This is a genomic window from Pseudomonas sp. B22(2017) (assembly GCF_002113105.1).
GTDB classification, from domain to species: Bacteria; Pseudomonadota; Gammaproteobacteria; order Pseudomonadales; family Pseudomonadaceae; genus Aquipseudomonas; species Aquipseudomonas asiatica.
On sequence record NZ_NEJN01000010.1, the window covers coordinates 1 to 19,140 of the forward strand.

At 61.5% G+C, this 19,140-nt stretch carries 18 protein-coding genes; 14 read left to right on the forward strand and 4 right to left on the reverse strand.

Features of this window, described 5'->3' with window-relative positions; translation table 11 throughout:
* The 3 genes from CAG18_RS27170 to CAG18_RS18990 all read right to left on the reverse strand — a co-directional run.
* The coding region (locus tag CAG18_RS27170; RefSeq protein WP_218191474.1) for a hypothetical protein at window positions 1–276 on the reverse strand (276 nt) is incomplete at its 3' end.
* Between the two features lie 216 nt (window positions 277–492).
* On the reverse strand, window positions 493–1,713 hold the full coding sequence (locus tag CAG18_RS18985) for a CaiB/BaiF CoA-transferase family protein (protein ID WP_085721366.1): 1,221 nt from the start codon (window positions 1,711–1,713) through the stop codon (window positions 493–495).
* Window positions 1,714–1,727: 14 nt separating this feature from the next.
* A complete protein-coding gene (locus tag CAG18_RS18990; protein ID WP_003252907.1) occupies window positions 1,728–2,909 on the reverse strand; it encodes an acyl-CoA dehydrogenase in 1,182 nt (393 codons plus the stop codon).
* 161 nt (window positions 2,910–3,070) lie between these two features.
* Here CAG18_RS18990 and CAG18_RS18995 point away from each other — a divergent pair, with 161 nt between their 5' ends.
* The 10 genes from CAG18_RS18995 (at window position 3,071) to CAG18_RS19040 (ending at window position 12,897) form a co-directional block, all read left to right on the forward strand.
* Window positions 3,071–3,970, forward strand: coding sequence for a LysR family transcriptional regulator (locus CAG18_RS18995; RefSeq protein ID WP_054572517.1), 900 nt, complete (start codon window positions 3,071–3,073; stop codon window positions 3,968–3,970).
* Between the two features lie 436 nt (window positions 3,971–4,406).
* Window positions 4,407–5,528, forward strand: coding sequence for a Re/Si-specific NAD(P)(+) transhydrogenase subunit alpha (locus CAG18_RS19000; RefSeq protein WP_085721367.1), 1,122 nt, complete (start codon window positions 4,407–4,409; stop codon window positions 5,526–5,528).
* 11 nt (window positions 5,529–5,539) lie between these two features.
* Window positions 5,540–5,854 (forward strand): NAD(P) transhydrogenase subunit alpha, encoded by a 315-nt coding sequence (locus CAG18_RS19005; protein WP_003256966.1) that lies wholly within the window; start codon window positions 5,540–5,542, stop codon window positions 5,852–5,854.
* A 2-nt stretch (window positions 5,855–5,856) separates the two neighbouring features.
* Entirely contained in the window at window positions 5,857–7,293 is a 1,437-nt protein-coding gene (locus CAG18_RS19010; protein ID WP_085627263.1) for an NAD(P)(+) transhydrogenase (Re/Si-specific) subunit beta, read from the forward strand.
* Window positions 7,294–7,479: 186 nt separating this feature from the next.
* A complete protein-coding gene (locus CAG18_RS19015; RefSeq protein WP_015268504.1) occupies window positions 7,480–8,973 on the forward strand; it encodes an acetyl-CoA hydrolase/transferase family protein in 1,494 nt (497 codons plus the stop codon).
* Window positions 8,974–9,366: 393 nt separating this feature from the next.
* Window positions 9,367–9,582 (forward strand): DUF1127 domain-containing protein, encoded by a 216-nt coding sequence (locus CAG18_RS19020; protein ID WP_003256968.1) that lies wholly within the window; start codon window positions 9,367–9,369, stop codon window positions 9,580–9,582.
* A 306-nt stretch (window positions 9,583–9,888) separates the two neighbouring features.
* Window positions 9,889–10,206 carry a DUF2388 domain-containing protein gene (locus CAG18_RS19025; protein ID WP_015268503.1) on the forward strand — a complete coding sequence of 106 codons (318 nt, stop codon included), beginning with the start codon at window positions 9,889–9,891 and terminating at the stop codon, window positions 10,204–10,206.
* Between the two features lie 88 nt (window positions 10,207–10,294).
* Window positions 10,295–10,588, forward strand: a complete 294-nt coding sequence (locus tag CAG18_RS19030; RefSeq protein ID WP_085721368.1) for a DUF2388 domain-containing protein — start codon at window positions 10,295–10,297, stop codon at window positions 10,586–10,588.
* Between the two features lie 36 nt (window positions 10,589–10,624).
* Entirely contained in the window at window positions 10,625–10,945 is a 321-nt protein-coding gene (locus CAG18_RS19035) for a DUF2388 domain-containing protein (RefSeq protein ID WP_015268501.1), read from the forward strand.
* The gene (locus CAG18_RS19040; protein ID WP_085721369.1) at window positions 10,942–12,897 is read left to right on the forward strand and encodes a DUF4105 domain-containing protein; all 1,956 of its coding nucleotides are present in this window, start codon (window positions 10,942–10,944) and stop codon (window positions 12,895–12,897) included. The genes CAG18_RS19035 and CAG18_RS19040 overlap by 4 nt, the downstream gene beginning before the upstream one ends.
* A gap of 118 nt (window positions 12,898–13,015) precedes the next feature.
* On the opposite strand, the gene CAG18_RS19045 is transcribed toward CAG18_RS19040, so the two are convergent.
* Window positions 13,016–13,417, reverse strand: a complete 402-nt coding sequence (locus tag CAG18_RS19045) for a GFA family protein (RefSeq protein WP_085721370.1) — start codon at window positions 13,415–13,417, stop codon at window positions 13,016–13,018.
* Window positions 13,418–13,684: 267 nt separating this feature from the next.
* On the opposite strand from CAG18_RS19045, the gene CAG18_RS19050 reads away from it, so the two are divergent.
* From CAG18_RS19050 to CAG18_RS19065, 4 genes are all read left to right on the forward strand, one after another.
* Window positions 13,685–14,992 carry a CitMHS family transporter gene (locus tag CAG18_RS19050; RefSeq protein ID WP_015268498.1) on the forward strand — a complete coding sequence of 436 codons (1,308 nt, stop codon included), beginning with the start codon at window positions 13,685–13,687 and terminating at the stop codon, window positions 14,990–14,992.
* A 71-nt stretch (window positions 14,993–15,063) separates the two neighbouring features.
* Window positions 15,064–15,834 (forward strand): TerC family protein, encoded by a 771-nt coding sequence (locus CAG18_RS19055; protein WP_015268497.1) that lies wholly within the window; start codon window positions 15,064–15,066, stop codon window positions 15,832–15,834.
* A 194-nt stretch (window positions 15,835–16,028) separates the two neighbouring features.
* Window positions 16,029–17,687, forward strand: a complete 1,659-nt coding sequence (locus CAG18_RS19060; protein ID WP_015268496.1) for a Na/Pi cotransporter family protein — start codon at window positions 16,029–16,031, stop codon at window positions 17,685–17,687.
* A 30-nt stretch (window positions 17,688–17,717) separates the two neighbouring features.
* Window positions 17,718–19,118 (forward strand): pitrilysin family protein, encoded by a 1,401-nt coding sequence (locus CAG18_RS19065; RefSeq protein WP_085721371.1) that lies wholly within the window; start codon window positions 17,718–17,720, stop codon window positions 19,116–19,118.
* Window positions 19,119–19,140 lie beyond the last annotated feature (22 nt).

A 19,140-nucleotide genomic window follows, 5' to 3' on the forward strand; every position in this document is an offset into this window, starting at 1 on the left:
ACTTGTGATGCTGATAATCTTTGTGACTATCAGTCCGTACTCACAAGCACCCACACGAATTGCTTGATTCGATTTGTTAAAGAGCGTTTGGTTAAGAGCCTTTCGTCTCAACCGAGGCGCGCATTCTACGCTTTCCTCATTTGCTGTCAAGCGTTTATTTTGAAGTTTTCTGCGAGAAACTCGTTTAGCTTCAAACACTTGACTCGCTGCGATCTCTCGTAGCGGGAGGCGAATCATACAGCGTTTAGAAGCGCTGTCAACCATCATCTCAACCACTGCCGATCATTCGATCGAAGCGCTCCTGACACTACCTGAATCGCCCAACTAATTGATTTGCAAGAAGTTTTGCGCTTCGACTACGTCAGAAGTGGGGCGCATTATAAGGGGATTCGAAACCGCGTCAACCCTTAATTTCAAGAAACCTTGATATCGCTGAAAAGCAAAGCGGGGAGGCCTGACGGCCACCCCGCTTTTCACCAAAGCCAAACGTCCTTAAAGCACACCGGCACTGCGCAGCCGCTGCACCTCACCGGCATCCAGCCCCAATACATCCTCCAGCACCACCTCGGTATGCTCACCCAGCAGCGGCGGTGCGCGAAGGTACTCAACCGGCGTCTCCGACAACCGTATCGGGCTCGCCACCTGCGGCACACTCCCCGCCAACGGATGCGGAATGCTTACCGCCAATCCGCGCGCCAGCACCTGCGGGTCCTGGAACATCTGCGCCAGGTCATTGATAGGCCCGCACGGCACCCCTGCAGCCTCCAGTTGGCTCACCCATTCCGCCGTGGTCTTGAACACCGTGGCCTGGCGAATCAGAGGAATCAGCTCGGCCCGGTTGGCAACCCGCAGCTTGTTGGTAACGAAACGCGGGTCGTCCGCCCACTGCGGCTGCCCAGCCACCTCGGCGAACTTGCGGAACTGGCTATCGTTGCCCACGGTAAGGATGAAGTCGCCATCCGCCGTCGGAAAATCCTGATAAGGCACGATATTGGGGTGCGCATTACCCAGGCGACGAGGCGGGTTGCCCGTGGTCAGGTAGTTCATCGCCTGATTCGCCAGGCAGGCCACCTGCACATCGAGCAACGCCATGTCGACATGCTGGCCCACCCCGGTCTGCTCGCGATGGGCGAGGGCAGCGAGGATCGCCACCGTGGAATACAACCCGGTAAGGATGTCGGTCAGCGCCACCCCTACCTTGACCGGCCCCGCACCTTCCTCACCTTCCGGGCGGCCGGTCAGGCTCATCAGCCCGCCCAACCCCTGGATCATGAAGTCATAACCCGCGCGCCTTGCATAAGGCCCGGTCTGCCCGAACCCGGTGATGGAACAATAGATAAGCCGCGGGTTGATCGCCTTCAGGCTCTGGTAGTCCAGACCGTAGGCAGCCAACCCACCAACCTTGAAGTTCTCGATGACGATATCGGACTTCGCCGCCAACTCACGTACCAGGCGCTGCCCCTCGGCCTGTGTGAAGTCGATCGTAACCGAGCGCTTGTTGCGGTTGGCCGACAGGTAATAGGCCGCCTCACTGGTGTTCTCACCCTCGGCATCCTTGAGGAAGGGCGGCCCCCACGAGCGGGTATCGTCACCACTGCCAGGGCGCTCGACCTTGATCACATCGGCACCAAGGTCAGCTAGAATCTGGCCAGACCATGGGCCGGCCAACACGCGAGAAAGGTCCAGCACCCGCAGATGTGATAGCGCGCCCATGGGCTGGCTCCTTATCAATAGAAGGCCTGGATGCCGGTCTGCGCACGCCCCAGGATCAGTGCATGCACATCGTGAGTACCTTCATAGGTGTTGACCACCTCCAGGTTGACCAGGTGACGAGCCACGCCGAACTCATCGGAAATGCCATTGCCACCCAGCATGTCACGCGCCATGCGAGCAATATCCAGCGCCTTGCCACAGGAGTTGCGCTTCATGATCGAGGTGATCTCCACTGCAGCTGTGCCTTCGTCCTTCATGCGCCCCAGACGCAGGCAGCCCTGCAGTGCCAGGGTGATTTCCGTCTGCATGTCGGCCAGCTTCTTCTGGATCAACTGGTTGGCAGCCAACGGGCGACCGAATTGCTGACGGTCCAGGGTGTACTGACGCGCGGTGTGCCAGCAGGCTTCCGCAGCGCCCAGCGCACCCCACGAGATGCCATATCGGGCGGAGTTCAGGCAGGTGAACGGGCCCTTGAGGCCGCGTACATCCGGGAAGATGTTTTCCTCCGGCACGAATACGTTATCCATGACGATTTCGCCAGTGATGGAGGCGCGCAGGCCGACCTTGCCGTGAATCGCCGGCGCGCTGAGGCCTTGCCAACCCTTTTCCAGAACAAAGCCGCGGATATCACCCGCATCGTCCTTGGCCCAGACCACGAATACATCGGCGATCGGGCTGTTGGTGATCCACATCTTGCTGCCAGTCAGGCGGTAGCCGCCGTCGACCTTCCGGGCACGAGTGATCATCGAACCCGGGTCGGAGCCGTGGTTGGGCTCGGTCAGGCCGAAGCAACCGATCCACTCGCCGCTGGCCAGCTTGGGTAGGTACTTCTGCTTTTGTGCCTCGGTACCGAACTCGTTGATTGGCACCATCACCAGCGACGACTGCACGCTCATCATCGAGCGGTAACCCGAGTCGATGCGCTCTACCTCGCGAGCAATCAGGCCGTAGCAAACGTAGTTCAGGCCACTGCCACCGTATTGCTCGGGAATGGTGGCGCCCAGCAACCCGACCTCACCCATTTCACGGAAGATCGCCGGGTCGGTCTGTTCATGACGGAAGGCCTCGAGCACACGCGGGGCCAGCTTGTCCTGGGCGAACTGATAAGCGCTGTCACGCACCATGCGCTCTTCTTCAGTGAGCTGCTGATCGAGCAGCAGCGGGTCGATCCAGTTGAAGCTTGCTTTACCGGCCATGAGCGAAATCCTCGAAATAGGGGGCAGTTTCTTGTGCCTTTGAGCCTAGGCCTGATCGGCCGCCGGGACAAACGAGGATTGCGCACCAATTAGTGATAATTTGTCACTTCGTAAATCGGCAAAACGCCATATTGACAGCCTTACGAGTGAGGTTGACGTACATGCGCCGCAAGATCCCCAGTACCGCCGCCCTGGTTTGCTTCGAGGCGGCGGCCCGCAACGAGAGCTTTACCAAGGCCGCCCAGGAACTTGCACTGACCCAGGGCGCCGTCTGTCGGCAGATAGGCGGCCTGGAAGCCTTCCTCAATGTGGAACTGTTCCGCCGCTCGCGCCGCGGCGTGAAGCTGACCGAAGCAGGCCTTTCCTATAGCCGCCAAGTGGCCGCCCAACTGGACGCGGTAGAGCGCGACACCTTGTCAGTCATGCGCCAGCAGGGCGCCAACGTGATCGAGCTGGCCGTCGTGCCCACCTTCGGTACCCAATGGCTGCTACCACGGCTAAAGGACTTCCAGCAGCGCCACCCGGAGGTCACGGTAAACCTCACCAACCGCACCCGGCCATTCCTGTTTGCCGACACCACCTTCGATGCCGCTATCTACTTCGGCGATGCCGACTGGTCCGGCACCCAGTCGCACCGGCTGATGGGGGAAAACCCGGTACCGGTGTGCAGCCCGGCGCTGCTGGGCGGGCAGGGCACACTCGACGCTCAGCGTATTGCCCAACTGCCACTGCTGCAGCAGAGCACGCGCCCCTATGCCTGGCGGCAATGGTTCGGCAGCGTCGGCATGAATGTGGAACGCGACATGACAGGCCCGCGCTATGAACTATTCTCGATGCTCGCTCAGGCGGCCATGCATGAGATGGGCATCGCCCTGATTCCACCGTTCCTGATCCAGCGCGAGCTGGAGGAGGGTAGGTTGGTGGTCGCTAACAGGCATGCCCTGAGTAGTGACAAGGCCTACTATCTGATGATTCCGGAGCGCAAAGTGGAGTCGGCTTCGCTGCGCGCCTTCCGTGACTGGCTGGTAAGCCAGGCCCAGGCGTACACGGCCAAGACGTGAGCAGGCACGATAAATTGACTCCGTAGTCAATTATTTTTAACACCTACAGATATATGTATTTGTCGCATATACATAAACTGTTATGCAGGAGCAAAAATCCGCTTTAACCCTGCTTACGGCGCGGCTTCGCGGGTTATTTTGCGACATTCACCAAGCCGTAAGCGAATCAACCGCAAATTTTTTGTTTTTTTCTCCTAATCTGCCAATAGCCTATGTTTGACAGGCTGCAGCCTGGCCGTTGCGACATACGGTCACAGGGTGACTTGTAGTTTTGACTTCGTTTCGCTCCAGAACCGGTTGAAGGCCTCTGGCTTCGTCTGCAAAATGCTTCGCCCGCCCGGGATTCGGCGGGTCGGCGCTCCACAGCCGCCCCAGCGCACCATCCGAAGTGCGCTGGCTTTTAAAAAGACAAAAGGTCACCGCAGGAGAAATAGTCGTGCACATTGGTGTTCCTCTCGAGACGCAGACCGGTGAGACAAGGGTCGCTGCGACCCCGGAAACCATCAAGAAACTGATTGGCCAGGGCCATCAGGTCACCGTCCAACGGGGGGCAGGGCTCAATGCCAGCATTCCGGACAGTGCCTATGAGGCCGTGGGTGCTTCCCTAGGGAGTGCAGCCGATGCCTACGGCGCCCAATTGGTGCTCAAAGTGGTCGCCCCCAACGACCAGGAACTGGCCCTGATCAACAGTGGCAGCCTCCTGGTGGGCATGCTCAACCCCTTCAACAGCGAGCTGATCGGCAAGATGGCCGAGCGCGGCATTACCGCGTTCGCCCTGGAAGCCGCGCCGCGCACCTCGCGGGCGCAGAGCCTGGACGTGCTGTCGTCGCAGGCCAATATCGCCGGTTACAAGGCGGTGTTGCTGGCTGCCCATCACTACCCACGCTTCATGCCCATGCTCATGACCGCCGCCGGTACCGTCAAGGCCGCGCGCGTGCTGATCCTGGGCGCGGGCGTAGCCGGCCTGCAGGCCATTGCCACGGCCAAGCGCCTGGGCGCAGTGATCGAGGCGTCCGACGTACGCCCGGCCGTGAAGGAGCAGATCGAGTCGCTGGGCGCCAAGTTCATCGACGTACCCTACGAAACCGAAGAAGAGCGCGAGTGCGCCGAAGGTGTCGGCGGTTACGCCCGGCCGATGCCGGCCAGCTGGATGCAACGCCAGGCCCAGGCCGTGCACGAGCGCGCCAAGCAGGCGGATATTGTCATTACCACTGCGCTTATCCCGGGGCGCAAGGCGCCGACCCTGCTCAGCGCCGAAACCGTCGCGCAGATGAGGCCCGGCTCGGTGGTCATCGACCTCGCAGCAGCCCAAGGCGGCAACTGCCCACTGACTGTCGCCGACCAGGTGGTACAGGAGAACGGGGTGATCATCGTCGGCCCGACCAACCTGCCGGCCCAGGTGGGCGCCGATGCCTCCGCACTGTATGCACGCAACCTGCTGGACTTCATGAAGCTGCTGTTCGACAAGGACGGCGCGCTGGTCATCAACCTCGAAGACGACATCGTCGCGGCCTGCCTGATGTGCCGTGATGGTCAGGTCGTCCGCAAGAACGGCTAAGGAGCACGACAATGGAAGACATGCTGATTTCCCATGGCATCTACAACCTGATCATCTTCGTGCTGGCCATCTATGTGGGCTACCACGTGGTGTGGAACGTCACCCCGGCGCTGCACACGCCGCTGATGGCCGTGACCAACGCCATCTCCGCGATCGTCATCGTCGGAGCCATGCTGGCCGCCGCCCTGACGGTAACCCCGGCCGGCAAGCTGATGGGCACCCTGGCGGTGGCCCTGGCCGCGGTCAACGTGTTCGGTGGCTTCCTGGTCACCCGTCGCATGCTTGAGATGTTCAAGAAGAAAACCAAGAACGAGGCGCAGAAGTAAGCATGAGCATGAATCTGGTAACGCTCCTCTACCTCGTCGCCTCGGTGTGCTTCATCCAGGCGCTCAAGGGCCTGTCGCACCCGACTACCTCGCGCCGCGGCAACCTGTTCGGCATGATCGGCATGGGTATCGCCATCGTCACTACGGTCGGCCTCATTTATAAGCTCGGGGCCGAGCTTGCCACCGCCGGCATCGGCTACGTCCTCGTTGGCTTGCTGGTCGGCGGCACCGCCGGTTCGATCATGGCCAAGCGCGTCGAGATGACCAAAATGCCGGAACTGGTCGCCTTCATGCACAGCATGATCGGCCTGGCAGCGGTGTTTATCGCCATCGCCGCGGTACTGGAACCGCAATCGATGGGCATCGTTGCCGCCATAAGCGACCCGATCCCCACCGGCAACCGTCTGGAGCTGTTCCTCGGCGCAGCCATCGGTGCCATTACCTTCTCCGGCTCGGTGATCGCCTTCGGCAAACTGTCGGGCAAGTACAAGTTCCGCCTGTTCCAGGGCGCACCGGTACAGTTCGCCGGCCAGCACAAGCTGAACCTGATCCTCGGCCTGACCACCATCGCCCTGGGCCTGCTGTTCACCTTCACTGGCCACTACAGTGCCTTCACCCTGATGCTGGTATTGGCCTTCATCATGGGCGTGCTGATCATAATTCCGATCGGGGGCGCCGACATGCCGGTGGTGGTGTCGATGCTTAACAGCTATTCGGGCTGGGCAGCGGCCGGTATCGGCTTCTCGCTGAACAACTCGATGCTGATCATCGCAGGCTCTCTGGTCGGCTCGTCCGGTGCCATCCTTTCGTACATCATGTGCAAGGCGATGAACCGTTCGTTCTTCAACGTCATCCTCGGTGGCTTCGGTGGTGATACCGATGCTGGCGCGGCGCAAGGCTCCAAAGAGCAGCGCCCGGTGAAGTCTGGCTCTGCCGACGATGCCACCTTCCTGCTCAGCAACGCCGACAGCGTGATCATCGTCCCGGGTTATGGCCTGGCGGTGGCTCGCGCCCAGCACGCGCTCAAGGAACTGACCGAGAAGCTGAGCCACAACGGTGTGACCGTGAAGTACGCGATCCACCCGGTGGCCGGCCGTATGCCCGGGCACATGAACGTGCTGCTGGCGGAGGCCGAAGTGCCGTACGACCAAGTGTTCGAGATGGAAGACATCAACGCCGAGTTCGGCCAGGCCGATGTGGTGCTGGTGCTGGGCGCCAACGACGTGGTGAACCCTGCGGCGAAGAACGACCCCAAGTCGCCGATCGCCGGCATGCCGATCCTCGAAGCGTTCAAGGCCAAGACCATCATCGTCAACAAGCGCTCCATGGCCAGCGGCTATGCCGGCCTGGACAACGAACTGTTCTATCTCGACAAGACCATGATGGTGTTCGGCGACGCCAAGAAGGTCATCGAAGACATGGTCAAGGCCGTGGAGTGACAATGGCAGCTGCAAACCAGCTGATATAAAGGAAGCCCCGGTCAGAATCTGCCGGGGCTTTTCTTTTATTGATCCGGATCAACGGCTCTATTCCAAGGCTTCTCATACGACCATGGTCGTGGGACGGCAAGGGGCGAAGTCTCTAGACTGCGCTGCAGTAGTTTCAGTAGCCCGAGATAACAATCCATGTACCGTGATCGTATCCGCTTGTCCTCCCTGCACAGCAAGGTAATGAGTGCGGCTGATGCCGCTGGTCTGATCGAGGACGGCATGACCGTCGGCATGAGCGGTTTCACCCGCGCCGGCGAAGCCAAGGCCGTACCACATGCACTGGCCGAACGTGCCAAGCAGTCGCCACTGAAAATCAGCCTGATGACCGGCGCCAGCCTGGGCAACGACCTGGACAAGCAATTGACCGAGGCCGGCGTGCTGGCTCGCCGCATGCCGTTCCAGGTCGACAGCACCCTGCGCAAGGCCATCAACGACGGCCAGGTGATGTTCATCGACCAGCACCTGTCGGAAACCGTCGAGCAGCTGCGCAACCAGCAGCTGAAGCTGCCGGACATCGCGGTCATCGAAGCCGTGGCCATCACCGAGCAAGGCCATATCGTGCCAACTACCTCGGTGGGCAACTCGGCCAGCTTCGCGATCTTCGCCAAGCAGGTGATTGTCGAGATCAACCTCTCGCACAACACCAACCTCGAAGGCCTGCACGACATCTATATCCCGACCTACCGCCCGACCCGCACGCCAATCCCGCTGGTCAAGGTCGACGACCGTATCGGCAGCACCGCCATCCCGATCGACCCGGCCAAGATCGTCGGCATCGTCATCAGCGACCAGCCGGACTCGCCGTCCACCGTATTGCCGCCGGATGACGAAACCCAGGGCATCGCCGACCATCTGATCAACTTCCTCAAGAAAGAAGTCGAAGCTGGCCGCATGACCAACAAGCTCGGCCCGCTGCAGGCCGGTATCGGCAGCATTGCCAACGCAGTGATGTGCGGCCTGATCGAGTCGCCGTTCGAAGACCTGACCATGTACTCCGAAGTACTGCAGGACTCCACCTTCGACCTGATCGACGCCGGCAAGCTGAGCTTCGCCTCGGGCAGCTCGATCACCTTGTCGACCCGCCGCAACGCCGACGTGTTCGGCAACCTGGAGCGTTACAAGGACAAGCTGGTACTGCGCCCGCAAGAAATCTCCAACCACCCGGAGGTGGTCCGTCGCCTGGGCATCATCGGTATCAACACCGCGCTTGAGTTCGATATCTACGGCAACGTCAATTCCACACACGTGTGCGGTACCAAGATGATGAACGGCATCGGCGGCTCGGGTGACTTCGCCCGTAACGCCCACCTGGCCGTGTTCGTCACCAAGTCGATTGCCAAGGGTGGCGCGATTTCCAGCGTGGTGCCGATGGTCAGCCATGTCGACCACACCGAGCACGATGTGGACATCCTGGTCACCGAGCAAGGCTTGGCCGACCTGCGCGGCCTGGCGCCACGCGAGCGCGCCCGGGCGATCATCGACAACTGTGTGCACCCGGACTACCGCGCAGCACTGAGCGACTACTTCGATCGCGCCTGCCAGCGTGGCGGCCATACCCCGCACATCCTGCGTGAAGCCCTGAGTTGGCACGAGAACCTGGAAGAAACCGGGCGCATGCTGGCTAGCTGATACAAATGAGGAATGGAACGGCGGCCCTGCTTCCGCTGTTCCGGTCGTTATTCTTGTGATCCTGGGGCCGCTTTGCGGCCCCTTTCGCGACACAAGGCCGCTCCTACAGGAGCAAGCATTACAGCATCAGTTATTTTTAAACAAAACTGTACTACTGTACTTGTTATTTTTAGCCCTTCCGCCTGAAAGATCCCGTCTCCGAAGCCAGAACGCACCAAAAAAGGGCGAACCAGTACAGTTACGCCAGTTTCGAGTGCAACAGTAGGGTTACACAGTTAACTGGACCATCGTCTTTCAACCGAACTGTATCTACTGTTATGGACGACAGAGGAGGATCATTGGCATCAGTTAAATCACTACCTAATCCCGCCATAAGCGGAAGGATGAAACATCATGGAACGTACCCTCAGTTCCGGTCTGGTTTTTGAAAGCAACGCCCAACAATCCAACGCTTCGCTGCCGCTGCGCGCTCTGTCCACCTTGCTGCTGTGGCAGCGCCGCATGGCCAGCCGCCGTCAACTGGCTCGCCTGGACGCCCGCCTGCTGGCCGACGCCGGTATCAGCGAGTCGCAGCGTTACGAAGAGCTGAGTAAGCCATTCTGGCGCTAAGCTCCGGCTTGCCGGCTTCGGCCGGCACCGCGAATTCCCGAAACCCGTTGCAGGTGACTGCGACGGGTTTTTTGTTTGCAGGCGGCATGCCAGAGCCTTTTACAACCGTACCTGTACAGTTTTAAAAATCATAAAACAGACCATAACAGTTTATTGGTGCGCTGTTCATTAACATCCAGAAACACCGGCGCGTGATACGCTTGGCGTAACAGTCTGGTAGAACGCACTGTTGAAAAGTACCGCGACGAGCTGTGCGAGCGTCCGATAAAGCAGAACCACCCGACCCTAGTCCAGGAGTCCACGATCATGTCCCGTAAATACCTGATTGGCGCCGCCCTGATGCTGAGCCTGGCCGGCACCGCAAACGCCACCAGCTTCGTTGTAACCACCGACGCCGTCGTTGGCGCAGTGGCCGCGTCCACCGATGCCACTTCCGATATTTCCTCCTCGTTCCGTGACGACAAGATCGTCCAGGCCGCCCGTGACGACGCCGCCAGCTTCGTTGGCAGCCAGGGCGACATCCGCGGTGCCAAGCTGGAAAGCGCTTTCCTGCACATCCGCTCGCAGATGCCAACCCTGCAGGCCAGCGACGCGCAACTGGCCCAGGCCATTCTGGCGCTCTGACCCCGCCTGAGCCGTTCAGCTGTGCTGGCCACCACCAGCACAGCCGTACTCACCATTGCCGCCCACGTTTCCAGCTGTTGTAGAGCCCATGCGTTATCTGTTGCCGTTGCTGTTCTCCGTTATTGGCATGGCCAGCGCCCATGCCATGGATACCACTACGCAAAGCCTGGTCATCACCGGCTATGTCACCAGCCAGGTCACCAGCGCACCGTTCGACCGCAAACTGGTCCGCCAGGCCCAGGACGATGCCGCTGCCTTCGTCGCCAGCGACGGCCAGATCCGCGGTGCACGGCTGGAGGCAGCACTGGAATCATTACGCCACAATTGCACACGGCATACCGTCGGCGATCTGGAACTGGCGCAAGCAATTCTCGTCCAATAATTAAATCTGACTCCCTGTATTTTTCGGAGATGCTCCATGCGTAAACCGCTGATTGCCGCTACCCTCGGCATGCTGCTGCTGGCCGACCTGGCCCAGGCACAGACCCTGGTGGCCACCAGCAATATCATCGTGCGCGCCTTTGGCCGTTCGATCGATTTCACCTCTGACACCACCACCTCGATCCGCGATTCCAAAGTGGTTCGCGAAGCCCATGACGACGCCGCCAGCTTTGTCGCAAGCAACGGTGAGATCCGCGGAGCCCAGCTCGAGGCCGCCTTCAACACCCTGCGCGAGCGCGTGCCGCAAGCGCGTGACGCCAGCGACCAGGTACTGGCTGAAGCCATCCTCGCGCTGTGAACCGCGTGCGCGCCTGGCTGCTCGGCTGCGCCCTGACGCTGCTCGGCACGCCCGCCCTGGCCGACCTGCAGCTCGAGCTGCAGGCGTCCGGCCTTGACTCACAGCAGGCCCTGGCCACTCAGGCTCTGCTCGACGAAGCCATGGGCAAGCTGCCCCCCAGCTTCAAGCAACAGCTGAACCGTCGCGTGCGTGTCAGCTGGAGCGACAACATGCCTGCCGACGCCTATGGCCAGGCATCGCTGGTCTCTACCCTCGAACTCAATCGCCGCCTGCTGCCCAGCCTCACCGATGGCAGTGCGGCCACCGAACGCACCAACCGCCCGCATGGCACGGTGCGAGAAGAACTGCTGGCCACCGTGCTGCACGAACTCACCCATATCTATGACCGTGCCCGGCTGTGGCCCAACGCCGAGAACGCGCTGATCGCCCGTTGCAAGCGCCAGCAAGGTACGTTGGGCAAGGTCGGCCTGCCCGAAGCATGCCGTGGCCAGGCCGAGCGCCGCTTCACCCTCAGCGACGACCCGCGTCTGCTCGACCTGGCCGGCTGGCAGCAGTACGTGGGCCGACGCGGCGAGCGCGAGCAGCACAACGGCCAGTTCGTGCGCAGCCCCGACAGCTATGAACTGAGCAGCCCCAAGGAGTACATCGCGGTCAATATGGAGTACTTCCTCCTCGACCCGAGCTACGGCTGCCGCCGTCCGGCGCTGAACCAGTACCTGCGCGAACACTTCGGCTGGGCACCGCAGCAGGACAGCTGCGCCAAGGGCCTGCCGTTCATCAATGCCGGCAGCGACTTCGCCCGCCAACCGCTGGGCGAAATCGACCCCGAGCGGGTCTATGAGGTGGACTACCTGCTGGCCGAAGCCAACCAGAACCTGGTCAGCCGCTGGGGCCACAGCATGCTGCGCCTGGTGATCTGCAAGCCGGGCCGCCCACGCGGGCCGGACTGCCGCCTGGACCTCGACCAGAGCCTGGTGCTGTCGTACCGTGCCTTCGTCAACGATGTGCAACTTTCCAGCTGGGACGGCCTGGTCGGCGCCTACCCCTCGCGCCTGTTCGTGCTGCCGCTGGGCCAGGTGATCGACGAGTACACCAAGACCGAACTGCGCAGCCTGGCCTCGGTGCCCTTGCGGCTCGACCGCGACGAGATCGAGAACCTGGTGCGTCAGGCCGCCGAAATGCACTGGAGCTACGATGGCAACTACTGGTTCCTGTCCAACAATTGCGCAGTAGAGTCGTTGAAGCTGCTGCGCAGCGGCACCGCCAACCCGCGCCTGAACGACCTCGACAGCATCATGCCCAATGGCTTGCTGGCTGTGCTCAAGGGCAGGGGACTTGCCGACACCAGTGTGCTCGACGACCCCCGCGAAGCGTTGCGCCTGGGTTATCGCTTCGACTCCTACCGTGACCGTTACCAGGCCATGTTCGAGGTGTTGAAGAAGCAGTTGCCAATAAAGCAGGACAAGGTCGAGGACTGGCTGGCCCTGGACGCCGAGCAACGGCGGGCCTGGTTCGCCCAGGCCGACCTGCGTACCAGCGCCGCCTTGCTGCTGCTTGAACAGGCCAGCTTGCGCCGGCAACTGCTGCTGGCCCAGGACGAGGTCAAGCAGCGTTACCTGAACGCCGCAGCGCTGAAGGATGGCAGCGTCAGCAAGGCCGATGCGACCCTCAGACAAATGCTCGCCAACAGTGGCTTCCTCAGCCGCCCGGCAGAGTTGCTCGACAGCAAGGGCTACGGGCTGCCGCAGCCGCAGGAGCGCAAGCATCTGGAGCAGGTCAGCAGCGAGCGGCAAGCGCAGTTGCTGCGCTTGAGCACGAGCCTGGACAAAGAGGTGAGGGCGCTGCTGGAGCCGTCGCGGGCCAAGGAAATTGCGGCGGTGGAAGCCAATGTGAAGCAAGTGGGCGAACATCTGCGGGCATTGCACAAGGCTGCAGGAGGCCTGCAGTTGTAAATATGGCTGTACTGGCCCTATCGCCGGCAAGCCAGCTCCCACCATAGGTCTGAAGGTGGTGGGACACCTGTGGGAGCTGGCTTGCCGGCGATAGGGCCATCAGCACCAACACAATCTCTTACAGGTTCTCCTCGGCCTCCGAAGGCAAATCCTCATCCAGATGCAACCAAGGCAACCGGCTACCCACCCAGATATGCCGGTTGGCCCTGACCCGTTCCGGGTGGTCCAGCGTCGCCACCGTCACATCCACCGTCTCCGGGCTATGTGTAGTCACCAACGCCACATGCGCCCCGCAATGCCCACAGAAGTACCGGCTGCAACTGGCCGGCGCCACATAGCAGTTCGGCTGGCCCGCCAGCCACCGGAACCCCGAGCGGGGCAGGGTGAGCCAGGTCATCACCAGCCCGCCACTGACCCGCCGGCAGATCGAACAATGGCAATGGGCAATGTCCGTCAGGTCGCCCTCCAACCGATAACGCAAGGCGCCACAATGGCAGCCACCCTCGGTCACATCCTGCATCACCTACCTCTCGTCGCCTTTGCTTCGGCGAAAGCTGGCTGAAAGCTTGCCCTCATAGGATAGCCCCCACTACCGGCACAAGACCGGTCAGCCAGGGCACCCGGTAACCACCGCGCCCGGCCCAATCAACAACAACAATGGTGATTCTGATGTATTCCTGTGCCCGACTTTCCGTAGCCCCCCTCCGCATGCTCCCTGCACAGCGCCAAGCGCGCTGATCCGCCCGAATCGACGTTCCTTTCGCCGCGCCACGCCTGGAGTACTGCCATGCTGACCTTCCTCGGCTTTGCCATGGTCATCACCTTCATGTACCTGATCATGACCAAGCGCCTTTCGGCCTTGATCGCGTTGATTCTGGTACCGATCCTGTTCGCCCTGTTCGGCGGTTTTTCCGCCAAGATCGGCCCGATGATGCTCGAGGGCATCAGCAAGCTCGCACCTACCGGCGTGATGCTGATGTTCGCCATCCTCTATTTCGCCCTGATGATCGATTCCGGCCTGTTCGACCCGGCCGTGCGCAAGATCCTCAAGCTGGTCAAGGGCGATCCGCTGAAAGTGTCCGTCGGCACCGCGGTACTGGCCCTGGTGGTCTCGCTCGACGGTGACGGCGCCACCACCTACATGATCTGCTGCGCCGCCATGCTGCCAATGTACAGCCGCCTGGGCATGAGCCCGCGGATCATGGCCGGCCTGATCATTCTCGCCGGCGGGGTAATGAACATGACCCCCTGGGGTGGCCCGACCGCCCGCGCCGCCAGCGCCCTGCACGTGGACCCGTCGGACATCTTCGTGCCGATGATCCCCGCCATGCTGTTCGGTGTGCTGGCGATCCTGGCCATCGCCTACATGTACGGCAAGCGCGAACGTGCCCGCCTGGGCGAGTTGCACCTGCCCACCGACGACATCGACCACAGCGAAATTACCGTTTCGCAGTACCCGGACGCGCGCCGGCCAAAATTGCTGTACTTCAACGGTGCCCTGACCGCTGCCCTGATGGTCGCGCTGATTGCCGGCGTGTTACCGCTGCCCGTGCTGTTCATGATCGCCTTCAGCATCGCCATGATCGTCAACTACCCGTGCCTGCAGCAGCAGAAAGACCGCATCGCCGCCCACGCCGGCAGCGTGCTGGCGGTCACCGGGCTGATCTTTGCCGCCGGCATCTTCACCGGCATCCTGTCGGGCACCGGCATGGTCGACGCCATGTCCAAGAGCCTGCTGTCGGTCATCCCCGAGGCGTTGGGCCCATACCTCGCGGTGATAACCGCGATCGTGAGCATGCCGTTCACCTTCTTCATGTCTAACGACGCGTTCTACTATGGCGTGCTGCCGGTGCTGGCCGAAGCTGCCAGCCACTACGGCATCAGCCCGGTGGAAATGGCCCGTGCTTCGATCGTCGGGCAACCGGTACACCTGCTAAGCCCCCTGGTACCCTCCACCTACCTGCTGGTGGCCCTGGCCGGCATCGAGTTCGGCGATCATCAGCGCTTCACCTTGAAGTGGGCAGTGCTGGTGTGCCTGTGCATAATGCTCGCCGCGCTGCTGATGGGGATTTTCCCGCTGTTCAGTAGTCTTTAATAAACACGTATTTCCCTAACGCGACGCGCCCGGATCCGGGCGCGTCGCCTTTACCGTTCGAAGGAAGACACATGGAATGGCTGACCAGCCCGGAAATCTGGGTTGCCTTTTTTACCCTTACCGCGCTTGAGATCGTCCTCGGTATCGATAACATCATCATGATCTCGATTCTGGTCAGCCGCATGCCCAAGCACATGCAGCCGCGCACCCGGATCTTCGGGCTGGCCCTGGCCATGGTCACTCGTATCATGCTGCTGCTGTCGATCACCTGGGTCATGCGCCTTACCGCCGACCTGTTCGTGGTCATGGGCCAGGGCATCTCCGGGCGGGACCTGATCCTGTTCTTTGGTGGCCTGTTCCTGCTGTGGAAAAGCTCGCAAGAGATCTATCACGGCCTGGAAGGCGAGGACGAAAACCCGGAAGAACCGAAAGGCGCGGGTGGCAAGTTCTTCTACACCATCATCCAGATCGCCATCATCGACATCGTGTTCTCGCTGGACTCGGTGATCACGGCGGTGGGCATGGTGTCCCACGTACCGGTGATGATCGCCGCGATCATCGTCGCCGTGCTGGTGATGATGCTGTGCGCCGGCACCATCAGCGATTTCATCGACAAACATCCGTCGTTGAAGATGCTCGCACTTTCGTTCCTGATCGTGGTCGGTACCGTGCTGATCGCCGAATCTTTCGACGTACATGTGCCTAAAGGCTATGTCTACTTCGCCATGGCGTTCTCGCTGGCGGTGGAAGCCATCAACATCCGCATGCGAACTGCCTTGGCCCGCAAGAACGGCAAAGAGCACGAGCCAGTGAAACTGCGCAAGGACATTCCGGGTCAATAAGATCAGGAAGTGCAGGACAAAGGGCCCTTCGGGCCCTTTTTTCATTTCCGCCGTATTTCAAACAAATGACAGCCATGCGAAGCTGGCGACAGCTCCGCAAAACAACTAAAGCTTTGAGTGAGCACTGAAAATTCTTCAAACGCTCACGCTTCGTCTCTTGGCCCTCTGGGCCGATGCAACAGGGGGCCGTCGCCATGCTGACCCTGCTCAACCTGCTCTCGGCCGTTACGCTTCTGGTCTGGGGCACCCACATCGTGCGTACCGGCATACTCCGGGTATTCGGCTCGAGCCTGCGGCGCATCATCAGCCAGAACATGAGCAAACGCCCGCTCGCGTTCGTCGCAGGCATTCTGGTCACAGCCCTGGTGCAAAGCAGCAACGCCACAGCCATGTTGGTCACCTCGTTCGTCGGCCAAGGCCTGATGGCCATGACCCCGGCCTTGGCAATCATGCTCGGCGCCGACGTGGGTACCGCGCTGATGGCCCGGGTGCTGACCCTGGACCTGTCCTGGCTGTCGCCGCTGCTGATCTTCCTGGGTGTGATCTTCTTCCTCTCGCGCAAGCAGACGCGGGCGGGCCAGCTGGGCAGGGTAGGGATCGGGCTTGGCCTGATCATCCTGGCACTTGAGCTGATCGTGCAGGCAGCTACACCGATTACCCACGCCCAGGGCGTGAAGGTGCTGTTCGCTTCGCTCACCGGCGACATCATGCTCGACGCCCTGGTCGGCGCACTGTTCGCCATGATTTCCTATTCCAGCCTGGCCGCCGTGCTGCTCACCGCGACACTGGCCGGCGCCGAAGTGATCAGCCTGCCGGTGGCTATCGGCCTGGTGGTGGGCGCCAACATCGGCAGCGGATTGCTGGCCTTCATCAGCACCAGCATGCAGAACGCCGCTGGACGCCGTGTGGCCCTGGGCAGCCTGCTGTACAAGCTGATCGGCCTGCTGCTGATCATCCCAGTGCTGCACCCGCTGGTGGGTTGGATGGACTCACTGAGCTTCAGCCCACAGGAGCTGGTCATCGGCTTCCACCTGCTCTACAACACGCTGCGTTGCCTGATCATGCTACCCACGGTCAAACCTATGGGCCGGCTGTGCAACACCCTGCTACCCGAACGGGAAAACGGCAACGGCCAGATTCGCCCGCGCCATCTCGACACCTCGGCGCTGGAAACACCCAGCCTGGCCCTGGCCAACGCCTCCCGCGAAACCCTGCGCCTGGGCGATATCGTCGACAGCCTGCTCGAAGCCATGCTCGGTGCCCTGCGCGGTACCCAGGCCGCCTTGCCGCAACAGGTCCGCGCCCTTGGCGAGGACGCCGAAGCCTTGTACAGCGCGATCAAGCTGTACCTGGCGCAGATTTCACGTGAAGGCCTCAGCGAACAGGACAACCGCCGCTGGGCAGAAATCATCGAACTGGCGATCAACCTCAAGCTGGCCTGCGACCTGATCGAGCGTATGCTGCGCAAGGTCCAGCAGCAGAAAACCAGCCAGCGCCGGGAGTTCTCCCAGGTGGGCCTGGAAGAACTCACCGGCTTGCAGGAACAGCTTCTGGCCAACCTGCGCCTGGGCTTGTCGGTGTTTCTCAGTGCCGACCCGGAAAGCGCCCGTCTGCTGCTGCGGGAAAAACGCCGATTTCGCGCACAGGAACGGCGCCTTGCCCACGCCCATGTCAGCCGCCTGCAGCGCAAGGTAGTGCAAAGTATCGAGACCAGTTCGCTACACTTGGAGCTGATCGCCGACATGAAACGGTTGAACTCTTTGTTCTGTAGCAGTGCCTATGTGGTACTGGGCGGCTCGGACACGGGCGGGCTGATGCTCGACAGCGTGCCGGACGAAGCCCGCCTGCCGTGATTTCGCCTACCTGAGGACCCAAGCTCGCCCATGCGTTGCCTGATGTTCGTTTGCCTGCTGATCTGCAGCCTGCCCTCATTCGCCCTCGACCGCTCGCGAGTTGAAGGTTACCTGTTGCCCAACGGCCTGCAGGTCATCCTGAAAAACGGCTATGAACGTGACCATGTAGCGATTCGCCTGGTGGTCGGCGTCGGCCTGGATGACTTCAATTGCGAGCAGAAAGAGCTGCCGCACCTGCTCGAGCACCTGCTGTTCAGCGGCATCGACGCAACCGGCGAGGGTGGCCTGGAAGAGCGCCTGCAATCGCTGGGCGGCGAGTGGAACGCCTACACCAGCAGCGCCGACACCACCTTCGTCATCGAAGCCCCGGCGCGCAACCAGCGCAAAGTCCTCGACCTGCTACTGGCGGTGATCCACGAAACCCGCATAGATGCCAAGGCCCTGGCCACCGCCAAGCGCATCATCGAGCGTGAAGATGGCGGCCATTATGGCCACCTGCAGCGCTGGCTCGACCGCCAGGACATCGGCCACCCCGCCAGCGACCAGTTGGCCACCGAGCTAGGCCTGAAATGCCCGGAGCGCTCCAACCTCGACGACATGACCCTGGAGCAGGTGAACACCTTGCGTGACCGCTGGTACGCGGCCAACAACATGACCCTGATAGTGGTCGGCGGCCTCGACCGCCTGCTGCCGGCCTACCTGGAGCGTACCTTTGGCGAATTGCCCGCCACCGAGCCGGAGGAGCGCCGCACCCTGGAAAGCATCGGCCAGCAAGCTGAACAGCGCCGCGACCTGACCCGCGGCTGGCTGGGCGACAGCGTCAAGCTGCACTGGCTGTTCGTCGAGCCGGTGCTGGACAACGACCATCAGGCCACCCTCGACCTGCTGTCGCACTACCTGGATTGGGCGCTGTATGACAAGCTGCGCTTGCGCAACGGGTTGTCCTACGGCCCTTCGGCACAACGCGAGAGCTTCGGCGACACTGGCCTGCTAAGCCTCAATGCCGACCTGGAGCGCGAGGACATCGACCAGGCGGTCGAGGTGATGCAGAAATTGTTCGATCACCTGCGCAAGGAAGGCCTCGACCCGGACACCTTCGAGCGCATCAAGTACGCCAGCGTCGCCAAGGAAAGCTGGAGCACCCAGGGCAACAGTGCCTTGGCCGACTACTATTGGGGCGCGCTGAACGACTATAGCGACGGACGCTTCGCCAACCCGGTGCGCAAGTTGCGGCAGGTCAGCCTGGCGCAGGCCAACGAGGCGCTGAAGGAACTGCTCAAGGAAGATGGCTATGTGCGTATCGAAAAGCCGTTGCTTGGCTATGATGAACTCTATGGGCTGGTTGCCTTGCTATCGGGGCTGATCCTGGCAGCGGGGCTGTTGCGCTGGCGTCGGCACGGTCCGGAAAAACCGAGCGGTGCTACACGCTAGCGGTGAATCGGCGGTATCCTTT

What these genes read in the sequence shown, in the direction of transcription:
- CAG18_RS18985 (WP_085721366.1), bottom strand. Translation starts at nt 1,713, where the DNA reads ATGGGCGCGCTATCACATCTGCGGGTGCTGGACCTTTCTCGCGTGTTG.
- CAG18_RS18990 (WP_003252907.1), bottom strand. Translation starts at nt 2,909, where the DNA reads ATGGCCGGTAAAGCAAGCTTCAACTGGATCGACCCGCTGCTGCTCGAT.
- CAG18_RS18995 (WP_054572517.1), top strand. Translation starts at nt 3,071, where the DNA reads ATGCGCCGCAAGATCCCCAGTACCGCCGCCCTGGTTTGCTTCGAGGCG.
- CAG18_RS19005 (WP_003256966.1), top strand. Translation starts at nt 5,540, where the DNA reads ATGGAAGACATGCTGATTTCCCATGGCATCTACAACCTGATCATCTTC.
- CAG18_RS19010 (WP_085627263.1), top strand. Translation starts at nt 5,857, where the DNA reads ATGAGCATGAATCTGGTAACGCTCCTCTACCTCGTCGCCTCGGTGTGC.
- CAG18_RS19015 (WP_015268504.1), top strand. Translation starts at nt 7,480, where the DNA reads ATGTACCGTGATCGTATCCGCTTGTCCTCCCTGCACAGCAAGGTAATG.
- CAG18_RS19020 (WP_003256968.1), top strand. Translation starts at nt 9,367, where the DNA reads ATGGAACGTACCCTCAGTTCCGGTCTGGTTTTTGAAAGCAACGCCCAA.
- CAG18_RS19025 (WP_015268503.1), top strand. Translation starts at nt 9,889, where the DNA reads ATGTCCCGTAAATACCTGATTGGCGCCGCCCTGATGCTGAGCCTGGCC.
- CAG18_RS19030 (WP_085721368.1), top strand. Translation starts at nt 10,295, where the DNA reads ATGCGTTATCTGTTGCCGTTGCTGTTCTCCGTTATTGGCATGGCCAGC.
- CAG18_RS19035 (WP_015268501.1), top strand. Translation starts at nt 10,625, where the DNA reads ATGCGTAAACCGCTGATTGCCGCTACCCTCGGCATGCTGCTGCTGGCC.
- CAG18_RS19045 (WP_085721370.1), bottom strand. Translation starts at nt 13,417, where the DNA reads ATGCAGGATGTGACCGAGGGTGGCTGCCATTGTGGCGCCTTGCGTTAT.
- CAG18_RS19050 (WP_015268498.1), top strand. Translation starts at nt 13,685, where the DNA reads ATGCTGACCTTCCTCGGCTTTGCCATGGTCATCACCTTCATGTACCTG.
- CAG18_RS19055 (WP_015268497.1), top strand. Translation starts at nt 15,064, where the DNA reads ATGGAATGGCTGACCAGCCCGGAAATCTGGGTTGCCTTTTTTACCCTT.
- CAG18_RS19060 (WP_015268496.1), top strand. Translation starts at nt 16,029, where the DNA reads ATGCTGACCCTGCTCAACCTGCTCTCGGCCGTTACGCTTCTGGTCTGG.
- CAG18_RS19065 (WP_085721371.1), top strand. Translation starts at nt 17,718, where the DNA reads ATGCGTTGCCTGATGTTCGTTTGCCTGCTGATCTGCAGCCTGCCCTCA.